The organism is Streptomyces sp. NPDC037273 (assembly GCF_055603625.1).
In genome coordinates, this window is record NZ_JBVJVO010000012.1 from 158,296 (window position 1) to 173,065 (window position 14,770).

Consider the following 14,770-nt stretch of genomic DNA (forward strand, 5'->3'; position numbering starts at 1 on the left):
ACGCCGAAGGGCGGCCACCCCTCACGGGGTGACCGCCCTTCGGTCTCGCTACTTCTTACTGGTTGTACGGACCGTAGTCGTAGTCCTCCAGCGGAACGGCCTGGCCGGAGCCCGAGCCGAACGGCGAGTAGTCGATGTCGTCGTAGCCGACGGCCGAGTACATCGCGGCCTTGGCCTCCTCGGTCGGCTCGACCCGGATGTTGCGGTAGCGGGACAGACCCGTACCGGCCGGGATGAGCTTACCGATGATGACGTTCTCCTTGAGGCCGATGAGGCTGTCGGACTTGGCGTTGATCGCCGCATCCGTCAGGACTCGGGTCGTCTCCTGGAAGGACGCCGCCGACAGCCACGACTCGGTGGCGAGCGAGGCCTTGGTGATACCCATCAGCTGCGGACGGCCGGAGGCGGGGTGACCGCCCTCGGTGACCACACGACGGTTCTCGGTCTCGAACTTCGACCGCTCGACCAGCTCGCCCGGCAGGAGCTCCGCGTCGCCGGACTCGATGATCGTCACGCGGCGCAGCATCTGCCGGATGATGATCTCGATGTGCTTGTCGTGGATCGACACGCCCTGCGAGTTGTAGACCTTCTGGACTTCGCCGACCAGGTGGACCTGGACCGCGCGCTGACCGAGGATCCGGAGCACGTCGTGCGGGTTGGTGGCACCCACGGTGAGCTTCTGGCCCACCTCGACGTGGTCGCCCTCGCCCACCAGCAGACGGGCACGCTTCGAGATCGGGAACGCCGTCTCGTCGCTGCCGTCGTCCGGGGTGACGACGATCTTCTTGGTCTTCTCGGTCTCCTCGATACGGACGCGGCCGGCCGCCTCCGAGATCGGGGCGACACCCTTGGGCTGACGCGCCTCGAAGAGCTCGACGACACGCGGCAGACCCTGGGTGATGTCGTCACCGGCCACACCACCGGTGTGGAAGGTACGCATCGTCAGCTGGGTACCGGGCTCACCGATGGACTGGGCGGCGATGATGCCGACCGCCTCACCGATGTCGACCAGCTTGCCGGTGGCGAGCGAACGGCCGTAGCAGAACGCACAGGTACCGACGGCGGACTCACAGGTCAGGACCGAGCGGGTCTTGACCTCCTCGACGCCCGCGTTGACCAGGGCGTCGATGAGCACGTCACCCAGGTCGACGTTGGCCGGCGCGATGACCTTGCCGTCGACGACGACGTCCTCGGCGAGCATCCGCGCGTACACGGAGGTCTCGACGTCGTCCGTCTTGCGCAGGACACCGGTCTCGTCCTTCGCCGCGATCCGCAGCTTCAGACCGCGCTCGGTGCCACAGTCCTCCTCGCGGATGATGACGTCCTGCGAGACGTCCACCAGACGACGGGTCAGGTAACCCGAGTCGGCGGTACGCAGGGCGGTGTCGGCGAGACCCTTACGGGCACCGTGCGTGGAGATGAAGTACTCGAGGACGGTGAGGCCCTCGCGGAACGACGCCTTGATGGGACGCGGGATCGTCTCGTTCTTGGCGTTGGACACCAGACCACGCATACCGGCGATCTGACGCATCTGCATCATGTTTCCTCGGGCACCCGAGTCAACCATCATGAAGATGGGGTTCGTCCGCGGGAAGTTCGCGTTCATCGCCTCGGCGACCTCGTTGGTCGCCTTGGTCCAGATCGCGATGAGCTCCTGCGTGCGCTCTTCCTTGGTGATCAGACCGCGCTCGTACTGCTTCTGGACCTTCTCGTCCTGCGCCTCGTAGCCCTTGACGATCTCCTTCTTCGCCTCGGGAACGACGACGTCGGAGATGGCCACGGTGACGCCGGAGCGGGTCGCCCAGTAGAAGCCGGCCGCCTTCAGGTTGTCGAGCGTCGCCGCCACGATGACCTTGGGGTAGCGCTCGGCGAGGTCGTTGACGATCTCGGAGAGCTGCTTCTTGCCGACGGAGTAGTCGACGAACGGGTAGTCCTCGGGCAGCAGCTCGTTGAAGAGCGCGCGGCCCAGGGTCGTCCGCAGACGGAACGAGTCGCCCTGCTGCCACTCGGCCGCGTGCTCGTCACCCTCCTCCGCGACCGGGGGAACCCAGCCACGCGGAGCGACGGTGCCGACGGGGAAGCGGATCTCGATCTCCGACTGGAGCGCGAGCTCGCCGGCGTCGAACGCCATGATCGCCTCGGCCGTGGAGCCGAACGCGCGGCCCTCGCCCTTGGTGTCACGGAGCTCGCCGTCGGTGGTCAGGAAGAACAGACCGAGGACCATGTCCTGGGTCGGCATCGTGACCGGACGGCCGTCGGCCGGCTTCAGGATGTTGTTCGAGGACAGCATCAGGATGCGGGCCTCGGCCTGCGCCTCCGCGGAGAGCGGCAGGTGGACGGCCATCTGGTCACCGTCGAAGTCCGCGTTGAACGCGGTGCAGACGAGCGGGTGGATCTGGATGGCCTTGCCCTCGACCAGCTGCGGCTCGAAGGCCTGGATGCCGAGGCGGTGCAGCGTGGGCGCACGGTTCAGCAGAACCGGGTGCTCGGCGATGACCTCTTCGAGGACGTCGTACACGACCGTGCGGCCGCGCTCGACCATCCGCTTGGCGCTCTTGATGTTCTGCGCGTGGTTCAGGTCGACCAGGCGCTTCATCACGAACGGCTTGAAGAGCTCCAGCGCCATGGCCTTAGGCAGACCACACTGGTGCAGCTTCAGCTGCGGACCGACGACGATGACGGAACGCGCGGAGTAGTCCACACGCTTGCCGAGCAGGTTCTGACGGAAACGACCCTGCTTACCCTTCAGCATGTCGCTGAGGGACTTCAGCGGACGGTTGCCGGGGCCCGTGACCGGGCGACCACGACGGCCGTTGTCGAAGAGGGCGTCGACCGCCTCCTGGAGCATCCGCTTCTCGTTGTTCACGATGATCTCGGGGGCACCGAGGTCGAGCAGACGCTTCAGACGGTTGTTGCGGTTGATCACACGGCGGTACAGGTCGTTCAGGTCGGAGGTCGCGAAGCGGCCACCGTCCAGCTGCACCATCGGACGAAGGTCCGGCGGGATGACCGGGACGCAGTCGAGAACCATGCCCTTGGGGCTGTTCGCGGTCTGCAGGAACGCGGAGACGACCTTGAGGCGCTTGAGCGCACGGGTCTTCTTCTGGCCCTTGCCGGTACGGATGATCTCGCGGAGGCGCTCGGCCTCCTCCTCCAGGTCGAAGGACTCCAGGCGCTTCTGCAGCGCCGCGGCACCCATCGAGCCGTCGAAGTACGTGCCGAAGCGGTCACGCAGCTCGCGGTAGAGGAGCTCGTCGCCCTCCAGGTCCTGGACCTTGAGGTTCTTGAAGCGCGACCAGACCTCGTCCAGACGGTCGATCTCGCGCTGCGCGCGGTCGCGCAGCTGCTTCATCTCGCGCTCGGCACCCTCGCGCACCTTGCGGCGCACGTCGGCCTTGGCGCCCTCGGCCTCGAGCTCGCCGAGGTCGTTCTCGAGCTTCTTGGCGCGGGCCTCCAGGTCGGAGTCGCGACGGTTCTCGATCTGCTGGCGCTCGACGGAGACGTGCGCCTCCAGGGAGGGCAGGTCACGCGTACGGCGCTCGTCGTCGACGTACGTGATCATGTACGCCGCGAAGTAGATGACCTTCTCGAGGTCCTTCGGGGCGAGGTCGAGCAGGTAGCCAAGGCGCGACGGGACGCCCTTGAAGTACCAGATGTGGGTGACGGGGGCGGCCAGCTCGATGTGGCCCATCCGCTCACGGCGCACCTTGGCGCGGGTGACCTCGACGCCACACCGCTCACAGATGATGCCCTTGAAGCGGACGCGCTTGTACTTGCCGCAGTAGCACTCCCAGTCCCGGGTCGGACCGAAGATCTTCTCGCAGAAGAGTCCGTCCTTCTCGGGCTTGAGCGTGCGGTAGTTGATGGTCTCCGGCTTCTTGACCTCGCCGTGGCTCCACTGACGGATGTCGTCAGCGGTGGCCAGACCGATCCGGAGCTCGTCGAAGAAGTTGACGTCGAGCACTATGCGTCAATCCCTCTCAGGGTTGTAAGGCTGTGGGGTCTGATACGGGGGTCCTGGGGCCGGCGGGGGGACCATCACTGGTCCCCCTGCCGGACTCCCGTCAGACCTCTTCGACGCTGCTCGGCTCGCGCCGGGACAGGTCGATGCCGAGCTCCTCCGCTGCGCGGAAGACGTCCTCGTCGGTGTCGCGCATCTCGATGGACATGCCGTCCGAGGACAGCACCTCCACGTTGAGGCACAGGGACTGCATCTCCTTGATGAGCACCTTGAAGGACTCGGGGATGCCGGGCTCAGGGATGTTCTCGCCCTTGACGATGGCCTCGTAGACCTTCACGCGGCCGGTCACGTCGTCGGACTTGATCGTCAGCAGCTCCTGGAGGGCGTACGCGGCGCCGTATGCCTCCAGCGCCCACACCTCCATCTCACCGAAGCGCTGGCCACCGAACTGGGCCTTACCACCCAGCGGCTGCTGGGTGATCATCGAGTACGGACCGGTCGAACGCGCGTGCAGCTTGTCGTCGACCAGGTGGTGCAGCTTGAGGATGTACATGTACCCGACGGAGATCGGGTCCGGGAACGGCTCGCCGGAGCGGCCGTCGAACAGCCTCGCCTTACCGGTCGGGAGCACCATGCGCTCGCCGTCGCGGTTCGGGATGGTGTGCTGGAGCAGACCCGCGAGCTCGTCCTCACGCGCACCGTCGAAGACCGGGGTCGCGACGTTGGTGCCGGGGGCGACCTGGTCGGCGCCGATCGCCTGGAGGCGCTGCGCCCACTCGTCCGCGAGGCCGGAGACGTCCCAGCCGCGGCTGGCGAGCCAGCCGAGGTGGATCTCCAGGACCTGTCCCGGGTTCATTCGGGACGGGACACCCAGCGGGTTGAGGATGATGTCGACCGGGGTGCCGTCCTCGAGGAAGGGCATGTCCTCGATCGGAAGAATCTTGGAGATGACACCCTTGTTGCCGTGACGGCCGGCGAGCTTGTCACCATCGGTGATCTTGCGCTTCTGGGCGACGTAGACGCGGACCAGCTGGTTCACGCCCGGGGGAAGCTCGTCGCCCTCCTCGCGGTCGAAGACGCGCACGCCGATGATCTTGCCGATCTCGCCGTGGGGCACCTTCAGCGAGGTGTCACGGACCTCACGCGCCTTCTCACCGAAGATCGCGCGGAGCAGGCGCTCCTCCGGGGTCAGCTCGGTCTCACCCTTGGGCGTGACCTTGCCGACCAGGATGTCGCCGGCGACGACCTCGGCACCGATGCGGATGATGCCGCGCTCGTCGAGGTCCGCGAGGACCTCCTCGGAGACGTTCGGGATGTCCCGGGTGATCTCCTCCGGGCCGAGCTTGGTGTCACGGGCGTCGACCTCGTGCTCCTCGATGTGGATCGAGGAGAGGACGTCGTCCTGCACGAGGCGCTGCGACAGGATGATCGCGTCCTCGTAGTTGTGGCCCTCCCACGGCATGAACGCGACGAGCAGGTTCTTGCCGAGCGCCATCTCGCCGTCTTCGGTGGCGGGACCGTCGGCGAGGACCTGGCCCTCGATGACGCGGTCGCCCTCGTCCACGACGACCTTCTGGTTCACAGAGGTGCCCTGGTTGGAGCGGGAGAACTTGTGCAGGCGGTACGTGATGTACGTGCCGTCGTCGTTGGCGACCGTGATGTAGTCGGCCGACAGCTCCTGGACGACACCGTCCTTCTCGGCCTTGAGCACGTCGCCGGCGTCGGTGGCGCAGCGGTACTCCATGCCGGTGCCGACGAGCGGGGCCTCCGACTTAATCAGCGGCACCGCCTGACGCATCATGTTCGCGCCCATGAGGGCACGGTTGGCGTCGTCGTGCTCGAGGAACGGGATCATGGCGGTCGCGACCGACACCATCTGGCGCGGCGAGACGTCCATGTAGTCGACCTCGGCCGGGAGGACGTAGTCGACCTCGCCGCCACGCTTACGCACCAGAACGCGGTTCTCGGTGAGCTGCATGTCGTCGTTGAGCGCGGCGTTGGCCTGCGCGATGACGAAGCGGTCTTCCTCGTCGGCGGTGACGTAGTCGACCTCGTCGGTGACCTGGCCGTCGACGACCTTGCGGTACGGCGTCTCGATGAAGCCGAACGCGTTGACGCGGCCGTACGAGGCGAGCGAACCGATCAGACCGATGTTCGGGCCTTCGGGGGTCTCGATCGGGCACATGCGTCCGTAGTGGGACGGGTGCACGTCTCGGACCTCGAAGCCGGCCCGCTCACGGGACAGACCACCCGGGCCCAGCGCGGACAGACGACGCTTGTGCGTCAGCCCGGAGAGCGGGTTGTTCTGGTCCATGAACTGCGACAGCTGCGACGTTCCGAAGAACTCCTTGATCGACGCCACCACGGGGCGGATGTTGATCAGGGTCTGCGGGGTGATCGCCTCGACGTCCTGCGTGGTCATGCGCTCGCGGACGACTCGCTCCATACGCGCCAGACCCGTGCGGACCTGGTTCTGGATGAGCTCGCCGACGTTGCGCAGACGACGGTTGCCGAAGTGGTCGATGTCGTCGGTCTCGACGACGATCTCGTTGCCGTTCTCGCCGACCGTCTCGGTCTCGCCCGCGTGGAGCTTGACCAGGTACTTGATGGTGGCGATGACGTCGTCGGTGGTGAGCACGCCGGCGTCCAGCGGCTCGTCCGCGCCGAGCTTCTTGTTCACCTTGTAGCGGCCGACCTTCGCGAGGTCGTAGCGCTTCGGGTTGAAGTAGAGGTTCTCGAGCAGCGTCTGAGCGGCCTCACGGGTCGGCGGCTCGCCCGGACGCAGCTTGCGGTAGATGTCGAGCAGCGCGTCGTCCTGGCCCTGGGTGTGGTCCTTCTCCAGGGTGGCGCGCATGGACTCGTACTCGCCGAACTCCTGCAGGATCTGCTCGGTGGTCCAACCGAGAGCCTTGAGGAGAACGGTGACGGACTGCTTGCGCTTGCGGTCGATGCGGACACCGACCAGGTCGCGCTTGTCGATCTCCATCTCCAGCCAGGCACCCCGGGACGGGATGATCTTGGCGGAGAAGATGTCCTTGTCGGACGTCTTGTCGATCGAGGAGTCGAAGTAGACACCGGGCGACCGGACGAGCTGCGACACGACGACACGCTCGGTGCCGTTGATGACGAAGGTGCCCTTGTTGGTCATGAGCGGGAAGTCGCCCATGAAGACCGTCTGGGACTTGATCTCGCCGGTCTCGTTGTTCGTGAACTCGGCGGTGACGAAGAGCGGGGCGCCGTACGTGAAGTCACGGTCCTTGCACTCGTCGATCGAGTTCTTCGGCGGCTCGAAGCGGTGGTCGCGGAAGGTCAGCGACATCGACCCGGAGAAGTCCTCGATCGGCGAGATCTCCTCGAAGATCTCTTCCAGACCGGACTTCGTGGGGACGTCCTGTCCCGACTCAAGGGCAGCCTCGACGCGAGCCTTCCAGGCGGCGTTGCCGAGCAGCCAGTCAAAGCTCTCGGTCTGCAGCGCGAGGAGGTTCGGAACCTCGAGGGGCTCCTTGATCTTTGCAAAGGAGATGCGCAGCGGGGCGGTGCTTGCGCCGTTGTTCGTATTGGTCGAGGCGTTGCGCGAGGCGGCCAAGAGGGGGTCCTTCCGAGGGCTCGGACTCACTACGCGCGTACCGGTCCCCAGCAGCGCTTCACGGCGGACATTTCCTGAAATGGCTAAAAGGCCAGGTCAGACGGGGTCTGTCGACGAAGCGGATGCGAAGGTATGCCCCTGGTGACGGGCAGGGGGCAGCTAACAGGCAGCGCAAAGGGTCAGTGTAGCCACTTGGCTCACTGATGTCCAGGGCGAGTTCTTCGCGACCCTCGTTGCTCTCAACTCCGCGCTACTCGCGCCGTGCGGCGCACCTCGATACTGCCCGTTCAGTCGTCGATCCATGCCTCGGATACGGATCGTTGTGACGACGCGTCCTGAGAATTGCGCGCTGCGTGCGGTTCGTCAAGGCCCCCGGTCTGCGGGGCGCACGGCGAAGATCACCATACTCCGCTTCCGGCGGCCCTCACGGACCCCGCCACGCCCTTCCCCGGGAACGCCGAAAGGCGACCACCCAGAAGGGTGATCGCCTTTCGCTGCTCCCGCGTTACACGGGGGCGTGAGTCAGCTCAGTGAGCCGAAACGGTCTTACTTGACCGTGACGGAGGCACCGGCGGCCTTGAGGGCCTCGGCGGCCTTGTCAGCGGCCTCCTTCGCGACCTTCTCGAGGACCGGCTTCGGGGTGCCGTCGACGAGGTCCTTGGCCTCCTTGAGGCCCAGGGAGGTGAGCTCGCGCACGACCTTGATGACCTGGATCTTCTTGTCGCCGGCACCCTCGAGGATGACGTCGAACTCGTCCTGCTCCTCGGCCGCACCGGCAGCGTCGCCGCCACCAGCCGGGGCAGCGGCAACGGCGACGGCCGCGGCAGCCTTGACGTCGAACTTGTCCTCGAAGGCCGTCACGAACTCGGACAGCTCGATGAGGGTCATCTCCTCGAACTGGGCGAGGAGGTCTTCCTGAGAGAGCTTCGCCATGATGGGCGATCCTTCCACTAAATTCGGCAGGTGCCGATGTGTCTGAAGAGGCGGGCGTAACGGCCCGCTACGACCCACGCACTAGGCGGCGTGGATCAATGCGCGAGCCGAATTACTCGGCACCGCCCTGCTCGGCCTGCTTGGCACGGAGCGCGTCCACGGTGCGGACGAGCTTCGTCGGCAGCGCCTGGAAGAGCTGAGCAGCCTGAGTCTGCTTGCCCTTGAACGCGCCGGCCAGCTTGCTGAGCAGAACCTCGCGGGACTCGAGGTCCGCAAGCTTCTTGAACTCGTCGGCGGACAGCGCCTTGCCGTCAAGGACACCGCCCTTGATGACGAGGTTCGGGTTCTCCTTGGCGAAGTCACGCAGAGCCTTCGCCGACTCCACCGGGTCACCGGTGACGAAGGCGGCCGCGGTCGAACCAGCAAGCTGGTCGTCCAGCGCGGCGATCCCGGCCTGGTTGGCCGCAATCTTGGTCAGCGTGTTCTTCACCACGGCGTACTGGGCGTTGTCACCGAGCGAACGACGCAGCGTCTTCAGCTGCGCCACGGTGAGCCCCGTGTACGAGGTCAGCACGACGGCGTTCGAGCTGCGGAACTTGTCCTCAAGCTCGGCTACCGCGGCAGCCTTGTCGGGCCTTGCCATGAGCGTCGGCCTCCTTCCGGGTGATGGGACCGCACGGAAGGGGCTGAACAAAACAAAACGCCCCGGGCGCAGGCGCACGGGGCTGAACTCGACCAGATCACGAGGATCCGGGAACTCTTCCACAGTCACCTGCGCGGGTCGTTCGCATCTCAGCGAATCCTTCGGCCACCGCGCCCATGGGGCACAGCGACGACCAGCGGTCTTTGGCTTCTGGGGAAGAGTACGTGACCGGGGCGGCCGGGGGCAAATCAGGCCTTGCCGAGGCCCTTCAGCATCTCGAAGAGGTCGACGGTGTCCTTGGCCGGCGGGGCCTTGACGGCGATGTCGGTGCCGTAGTCGCTGTAGTCGGCCCGCAGGGACATGGAGCCCTGGGCCATGGTCATGTCGACGTCCATGCGCGCCGGGTAGCCGTCGGAGGTGACCCAGAGCTCGGTGTCGTAGCCCTTGAGGCCGGCCTTCTTCACGTTGGCGATGAGCTGGTCGTGCTCCTCCTTGGAGAGGAGCTTCGAGGACTCGTTGGCCTTGAGCATCTGCTCGAAGGTGAGCGTGCCCTTGTAGTGCTCGGTCTCCATGCCGTTGATCTTCTCGGAGCCGACGTGCTTCAGGTCCGGGGAGTCGAGGAGCAGGGCGAGCTGCTGCGCCGGGTCCTGGTTCATGTTGTCCAGGCCGCCGGTCATCTGCTTCTGCAGTGCCTTGTCGCCGGAGGCCTCCGCGGCGGCCTTCATGTCCAGCTTCATCCAGCGCTTGCCGTCCAGCTCGGCGGCCTGCTTGGCACCCATGTCCACGTACATGACCTGGCCGAGCATGATCATGCGCATCTGCTCGGGCGCGTCCGGGTCGCCCGCGGCGAGCATGGAGCCCTTCATGGTGATGTCCATCGACGCCGGGGCCCAGCCCTGGACGCCGGTCATCTCCATGGTGCCGGACTCCGCGCCGACACCCTTCATGCTCATGGTCATCTTCATCTTGGCGGACTTGGCCGCCGAGGTCTTCTGGTACGCGGCCTGGATGACCTTCGTGGCCTCGCCGAGGGTCTGCGTCCGCGGCGCGGCGCTCGCCTTGGCGCCGGCCTTCTCCCCGCCGGCCTTCGCGTCCCCGTCCTGACAGCCCGCGACACCCGTCACGACGGCCACGGCCGTCAGGGCGACGCCCGCGCGCTTCCATGCGGACTTGCTCATGAGTGTTCCCCACCCCTTGATCCAGCTCTTTACGGTCCCTTGAACCGTAACAAAGAGCCGGCCCCCGTCTCTCCGGGGAGAGACGGGGGCCGGCTGACCACTCAGTGAACCGATGGGGTTCAGACCGCGGCCGGGTCCTCCTCGACGAGGAGGTTGCGGGTGCGGTTGGAGTCCAGCGGGATGCCGGGGCCCATCGTCGTCGTGAGGGCGGCCTTCTTGATGTAGCGGCCCTTCGCGGCGGACGGCTTCAGACGGAGGATCTCCTCCAGGGCCGCGGCGTAGTTCTCCACCAGCTTGGTCTCGTCGAAGGAGACCTTGCCGATGATGAAGTGGAGGTTCGAGTGCTTGTCGACGCGGAACTCGATCTTGCCGCCCTTGATGTCGTTGACAGCCTTCGCGACATCGGGGGTGACGGTGCCGACCTTGGGGTTCGGCATGAGACCACGCGGGCCGAGGACGCGGCCGAGGCGGCCGACCTTGCCCATGAGGTCCGGGGTGGCCACAACGGCGTCGAACTCGTTCAGGCGGTTGCCCTTGGAGATCTCGTCGATGAGCTCGTCGGAGCCGACGATGTCGGCGCCCGCGGCGATCGCGGCCTCGGCACGCTCACCGGTCGCGAAGACCAGGACCCGGGCGGTCTTGCCGGTGCCGTGCGGGAGGTTCACGGTGCCACGGACCATCTGGTCGGCCTTGCGCGGGTCGACACCCAGGCGGAAGGCGACCTCGACGGTGCCGTCGAACTTCGTGGTGGCGGTCTCCTTCGCGAGGCGGACGGCCTCGAGGGGAGCGTAGAGCCGCTCGCGGTCGATCTTGGCGTCCGCGGAGCGGAGAGCCTTGCTGCGCTTCACTGCTTCTCCTGTTTGTTCAGGTATGGAGTCGTGGTGCGGGCCGCGCAGGCCCTACCACTGAGGTCACGAGGGGGGTGATCAGCCCTCGACCGTGATGCCCATGGAACGGGCGGTGCCGGCGATGATCTTGGACGCGGCGTCCAGGTCATTGGCGTTGAGGTCGGGGAGCTTGACCGTGGCGATCTCGCGGACCTGGGCGGCCGTGAGCTTGGCGACCTTGGTCTTGTGCGGCTCGCCGGAGCCCTTGTCCACACCCGCGGCCTTGAGGATCAGCTTGGCGGCCGGCGGAGTCTTGGTGATGAAGGTGAAGGTGCGGTCCTCGTAGACCGTGATCTCCACCGGCACGACCATGCCACGCTGCGACTCGGTCGCGGCGTTGTAGGCCTTGCAGAACTCCATGATGTTGACGCCGTGCTGACCCAGCGCGGGGCCGACCGGCGGGGCCGGGTTGGCCGCACCAGCGTTGATCTGGAGCTTGATAAGCCCCGTGACCTTCTTCTTCTTGGGAGGCATTGCTCTCTCCGGGTCCTAGTGAGAGTGTTCAGCCCGCCTTCCGGTCATCCGGATGCAGGCATACCGCACAACGATAACGGGTATAGACGTGCGGCCAAAAACCGAGCAGGTCAGAGCGGCTTTGACAGCCACTCTGACCTGGTCGGAAGACGATGAGATCAGTTCTTCTGGATCTGGTCGAAGCTCAGCTCGACCGGGGTCTCGCGACCGAAGATCTCGACGAGGCCCTTGACCTTCTTCGAGTCCGGGTTGATCTCGTTGATCGTGGCCTGGAGGGTCGCGAAGGGACCGTCCGTGACCGTCACCGAGTCGCCGACCTCGAAGTCCAGGACCTGGACCTCCAGCTTGCGGGCCGGAGCCGGCTTGCCCTCGGCCTCGGCGGCCTCGCGGGCGGCCTTCTCCTCGGCCTCGGGGGCGAGCATCTTGACGATCTCGTCCAGGGTCAGCGGGTACGGGTCGTAGGCGTTGCCCACGAAGCCGGTGACGCCGGGGGTGTTGCGGACGACGCCCCAGGACTCGTTCGTCAGGTCCATGCGGACGAGGACGTAGCCGGGGAGCTTGTTCTGCTTGACGTTCTTCCGCTCGCCGCCCTTGATCTGGACGATCTCTTCCTCGGGGACCTCGGCCTGGTAGATGAAGTCCTCGACGTTGAGCGAGACGGCACGCTGCTCGAGGTTGGCCTTCACGCGCTTCTCGTAGCCCGCGTAGGTGTGGATGACGTACCACTCGCCGGGGAGGGTGCGCAGCTCCTCGCGGAGCGCGGCGACCGGGTCGACCGGGGCGGCCGGCTCGGCCTCCTCCTCGGTCTCTTCCTCGGCGTCGGCTTCCTCGGCGTCCTCGTCCTCGGCCTCGACGGTGTCGTCCTCGTCGTCGGCGTCCTCGTCGGACTCGGACTCGGCGTCCTCGTCGGACTCCGCCTCGTCCTCGTCCTCGGTCTCGAGGGCGAACTCCTCGGCAGCGTCGTCAGCAGCGTCCGCCTGGTCCTCGTCGGCGGCCTCGACGATGTCCAGCTCGTCCTCGACGGACTCGGACTCGAAGGCGTCGTTCAGGTTCGCGTCAGACACGGTGGCTGCTTCTTCCTGCGATACAGATGGGGTGGAACAAAAAGTCAGCCGAAGACGTACTTGACTGCTTCCTGGAAGCCATAGTCAATCACGGTGACGAGGCCGATCATGATGACGACGAAGACAATCACCACGGTGGTGTACGTCGTCAGCTGGCTGCGCGTGGGCCAGACGACCTTGCGGAGCTCGGCGATGATCTGGCGGTAGAAGAGCGCGAGACGGCCCAGGGGGCCCTTCTTTCCGCGCTTGCCGCCCTTGCGGGACTTCTTCTTGGAGTCCGCGGCTTCGTCCTCGGCATCAGGCATGTCGATGGAGCCTACGGCGTCCGTCACGATCTCTCACCTGATTCCGGGTCGGCCGTGCCGCGCCCGGGTGGAGCCGCACGGCGGTGCAATGAAGTACGTACATGCGCACAACACCTGGCGGTGTGTGTAGCAGGGCCGGAGGGACTTGAACCCCCAACCGCCGGTTTTGGAGACCGGTGCTCTACCAATTGAGCTACGACCCTTTGTCGGTGCCAAACCTACCGCATCGTGAGATGTGGTCGGTGCGGGCCAACGAGCAGTGAGCATACGTGGTCAGAGGGGTCCGCGTCGAACAGAAACCAGGCCGACCTGCCGTGGGACGGGCGTACGACCGGTAATGACCGGTCCTGTCCGGTCCGTGAAACCTGTGTGTCGGGGCTCTATACGGTCTGGGACGATGGGCCGTATGAGCGCTGCTACCCCTCCCACCGAGCGTCGGGTCTCCGCCCGGATCGGTGCGATCTCCGAGTCCGCCACCCTCGCCGTCGACGCCAAGGCCAAGGCCCTCAAGGCCGCCGGACGCCCGGTGATCGGCTTCGGCGCCGGCGAGCCCGACTTCCCGACCCCCGACTACATCGTCGAGGCGGCCGTCGAGGCCTGCAAGAACCCGAAGTTCCACCGCTACACGCCGGCCGGCGGTCTGCCCGAGCTGAAGGCCGCCATCGCCGCGAAGACGCTCCGTGACTCCGGTTACGAGGTCGACGCCTCCCAGGTCCTGGTGACCAACGGCGGCAAGCAGGCGATCTACGAGGCCTTCGCCGCGATCCTCGACCCGGGTGACGAGGTCATCGTCCCGGCGCCTTACTGGACGACGTACCCCGAGTCGATCCGCCTCGCGGGCGGTGTCCCGGTGGAGGTCGTGGCCGACGAGACCACCGGCTACCGGGTCTCCGTGGAGCAGCTTGAGGCCGCCCGCACGGAGCGGACCAAGGTCGTCCTCTTCGTGTCGCCGTCCAACCCGACGGGCGCGGTGTACAGCGAGGCCGAGACCGAGGCGATCGGCCGCTGGGCCGTCGAGCACGGCCTGTGGGTCCTCACGGACGAGATCTACGAGCACCTGGTCTACGGCGGGGCCTCCGCCGTCTCGCTGCCGGCGGTCCTGCCGGAGCTGCGCGACAAGTGCATCGTCGTGAACGGCGTGGCGAAGACGTACGCGATGACGGGCTGGCGCGTGGGCTGGATCATCGGCCCGAAGGACGTGGTGAAGGCCGCGACCAACCTGCAGTCCCACGCCACCTCCAACGTGAGCAACGTGGCGCAGATCGCCGCGCTCGCCGCCGTCTCCGGCAACCTGGACGCGGTCGAGGAGATGGGGCGCGCGTTCGACCGCCGCCGCCAGACGATCGTGCGGATGCTCAACGAGATCGAGGGCGTCCTCTGCCCGACCCCGGAGGGCGCGTTCTACGTGTACCCGTCGGTGAAGGGCCTGCTCGGCAAGGAGATCCGCGGCAAGCGTCCGCAGGACTCGGTCGAGCTCGCCGCCCTGATCCTGGACGAGGCCGAGGTCGCGGTCGTCCCGGGCGAGGCCTTCGGCACCCCTGGTTACCTGCGCCTGTCGTACGCGCTGGGCGACGAGGACCTGGTGGAGGGCGTGTCCCGGATCCAGAAGCTGCTCGCCGAGGCGCGTGACTGATCCTCACGGCGTGCGGGCCCCCGGTTCACGGACCGGGGGCCCGTTTTTGCGTTCTAGCAAGGACCCGATCGGGGAAATGGACTGTCTTCGTCCATTCGGGTGCGGC

At 66.5% G+C, this 14,770-nt stretch carries 10 protein-coding genes and 1 tRNA gene; 1 reads left to right on the forward strand and 10 read right to left on the reverse strand.

Going from position 1 to position 14,770, the window contains the following annotated elements:
- Positions 1-55: 55 nt before the first annotated feature.
- The 10 genes from ACZ7G1_RS28370 to ACZ7G1_RS28415 form a co-directional block, all read right to left on the reverse strand.
- On the reverse strand, positions 56-3,964 hold the full coding sequence (locus ACZ7G1_RS28370; RefSeq protein WP_470876990.1) for a DNA-directed RNA polymerase subunit beta': 3,909 nt from the start codon (positions 3,962-3,964) through the stop codon (positions 56-58).
- 100 nt (positions 3,965-4,064) lie between these two features.
- A complete protein-coding gene (gene rpoB, locus ACZ7G1_RS28375; RefSeq protein WP_470876988.1) occupies positions 4,065-7,547 on the reverse strand; it encodes a DNA-directed RNA polymerase subunit beta in 3,483 nt (1,160 codons plus the stop codon).
- Between the two features lie 546 nt (positions 7,548-8,093).
- Complete coding sequence (gene rplL / locus ACZ7G1_RS28380; RefSeq protein ID WP_470876986.1) at positions 8,094-8,480, reverse strand: 50S ribosomal protein L7/L12; 387 nt, start codon at positions 8,478-8,480, stop codon at positions 8,094-8,096.
- A 112-nt stretch (positions 8,481-8,592) separates the two neighbouring features.
- Positions 8,593-9,123, reverse strand: a complete 531-nt coding sequence (rplJ, locus tag ACZ7G1_RS28385) for a 50S ribosomal protein L10 (protein ID WP_041130745.1) — start codon at positions 9,121-9,123, stop codon at positions 8,593-8,595.
- A gap of 248 nt (positions 9,124-9,371) precedes the next feature.
- Positions 9,372-10,301 (reverse strand): SCO4651 family lipoprotein, encoded by a 930-nt coding sequence (locus ACZ7G1_RS28390; RefSeq protein ID WP_470876983.1) that lies wholly within the window; start codon positions 10,299-10,301, stop codon positions 9,372-9,374.
- A 119-nt stretch (positions 10,302-10,420) separates the two neighbouring features.
- Positions 10,421-11,149 carry a 50S ribosomal protein L1 gene (rplA, locus tag ACZ7G1_RS28395; RefSeq protein ID WP_470876981.1) on the reverse strand — a complete coding sequence of 243 codons (729 nt, stop codon included), beginning with the start codon at positions 11,147-11,149 and terminating at the stop codon, positions 10,421-10,423.
- 78 nt (positions 11,150-11,227) lie between these two features.
- Positions 11,228-11,662 (reverse strand): 50S ribosomal protein L11, encoded by a 435-nt coding sequence (gene rplK / locus ACZ7G1_RS28400; RefSeq protein ID WP_015035536.1) that lies wholly within the window; start codon positions 11,660-11,662, stop codon positions 11,228-11,230.
- A 158-nt stretch (positions 11,663-11,820) separates the two neighbouring features.
- Entirely contained in the window at positions 11,821-12,726 is a 906-nt protein-coding gene (nusG, locus tag ACZ7G1_RS28405; protein WP_470876979.1) for a transcription termination/antitermination protein NusG, read from the reverse strand.
- Positions 12,727-12,770: 44 nt separating this feature from the next.
- Positions 12,771-13,058 (reverse strand): preprotein translocase subunit SecE, encoded by a 288-nt coding sequence (gene secE / locus ACZ7G1_RS28410; protein ID WP_470876977.1) that lies wholly within the window; start codon positions 13,056-13,058, stop codon positions 12,771-12,773.
- 103 nt (positions 13,059-13,161) lie between these two features.
- A tRNA-Trp gene (locus ACZ7G1_RS28415) sits at positions 13,162-13,234 on the reverse strand.
- Between the two features lie 203 nt (positions 13,235-13,437).
- Between ACZ7G1_RS28415 and ACZ7G1_RS28420 the strand changes: the two genes are divergently transcribed.
- Positions 13,438-14,664 (forward strand): pyridoxal phosphate-dependent aminotransferase, encoded by a 1,227-nt coding sequence (locus tag ACZ7G1_RS28420; protein WP_470876975.1) that lies wholly within the window; start codon positions 13,438-13,440, stop codon positions 14,662-14,664.
- Positions 14,665-14,770: the final 106 nt, after the last annotated feature.

What these genes read in the sequence shown, in the direction of transcription:
- ACZ7G1_RS28390 (WP_470876983.1), bottom strand. Translation starts at nt 10,301, where the DNA reads ATGAGCAAGTCCGCATGGAAGCGCGCGGGCGTCGCCCTGACGGCCGTG.
- ACZ7G1_RS28420 (WP_470876975.1), top strand. Translation starts at nt 13,438, where the DNA reads ATGAGCGCTGCTACCCCTCCCACCGAGCGTCGGGTCTCCGCCCGGATC.
- rplL (WP_470876986.1), bottom strand. Translation starts at nt 8,480, where the DNA reads ATGGCGAAGCTCTCTCAGGAAGACCTCCTCGCCCAGTTCGAGGAGATG.
- rplJ (WP_041130745.1), bottom strand. Translation starts at nt 9,123, where the DNA reads ATGGCAAGGCCCGACAAGGCTGCCGCGGTAGCCGAGCTTGAGGACAAG.
- rplK (WP_015035536.1), bottom strand. Translation starts at nt 11,662, where the DNA reads ATGCCTCCCAAGAAGAAGAAGGTCACGGGGCTTATCAAGCTCCAGATC.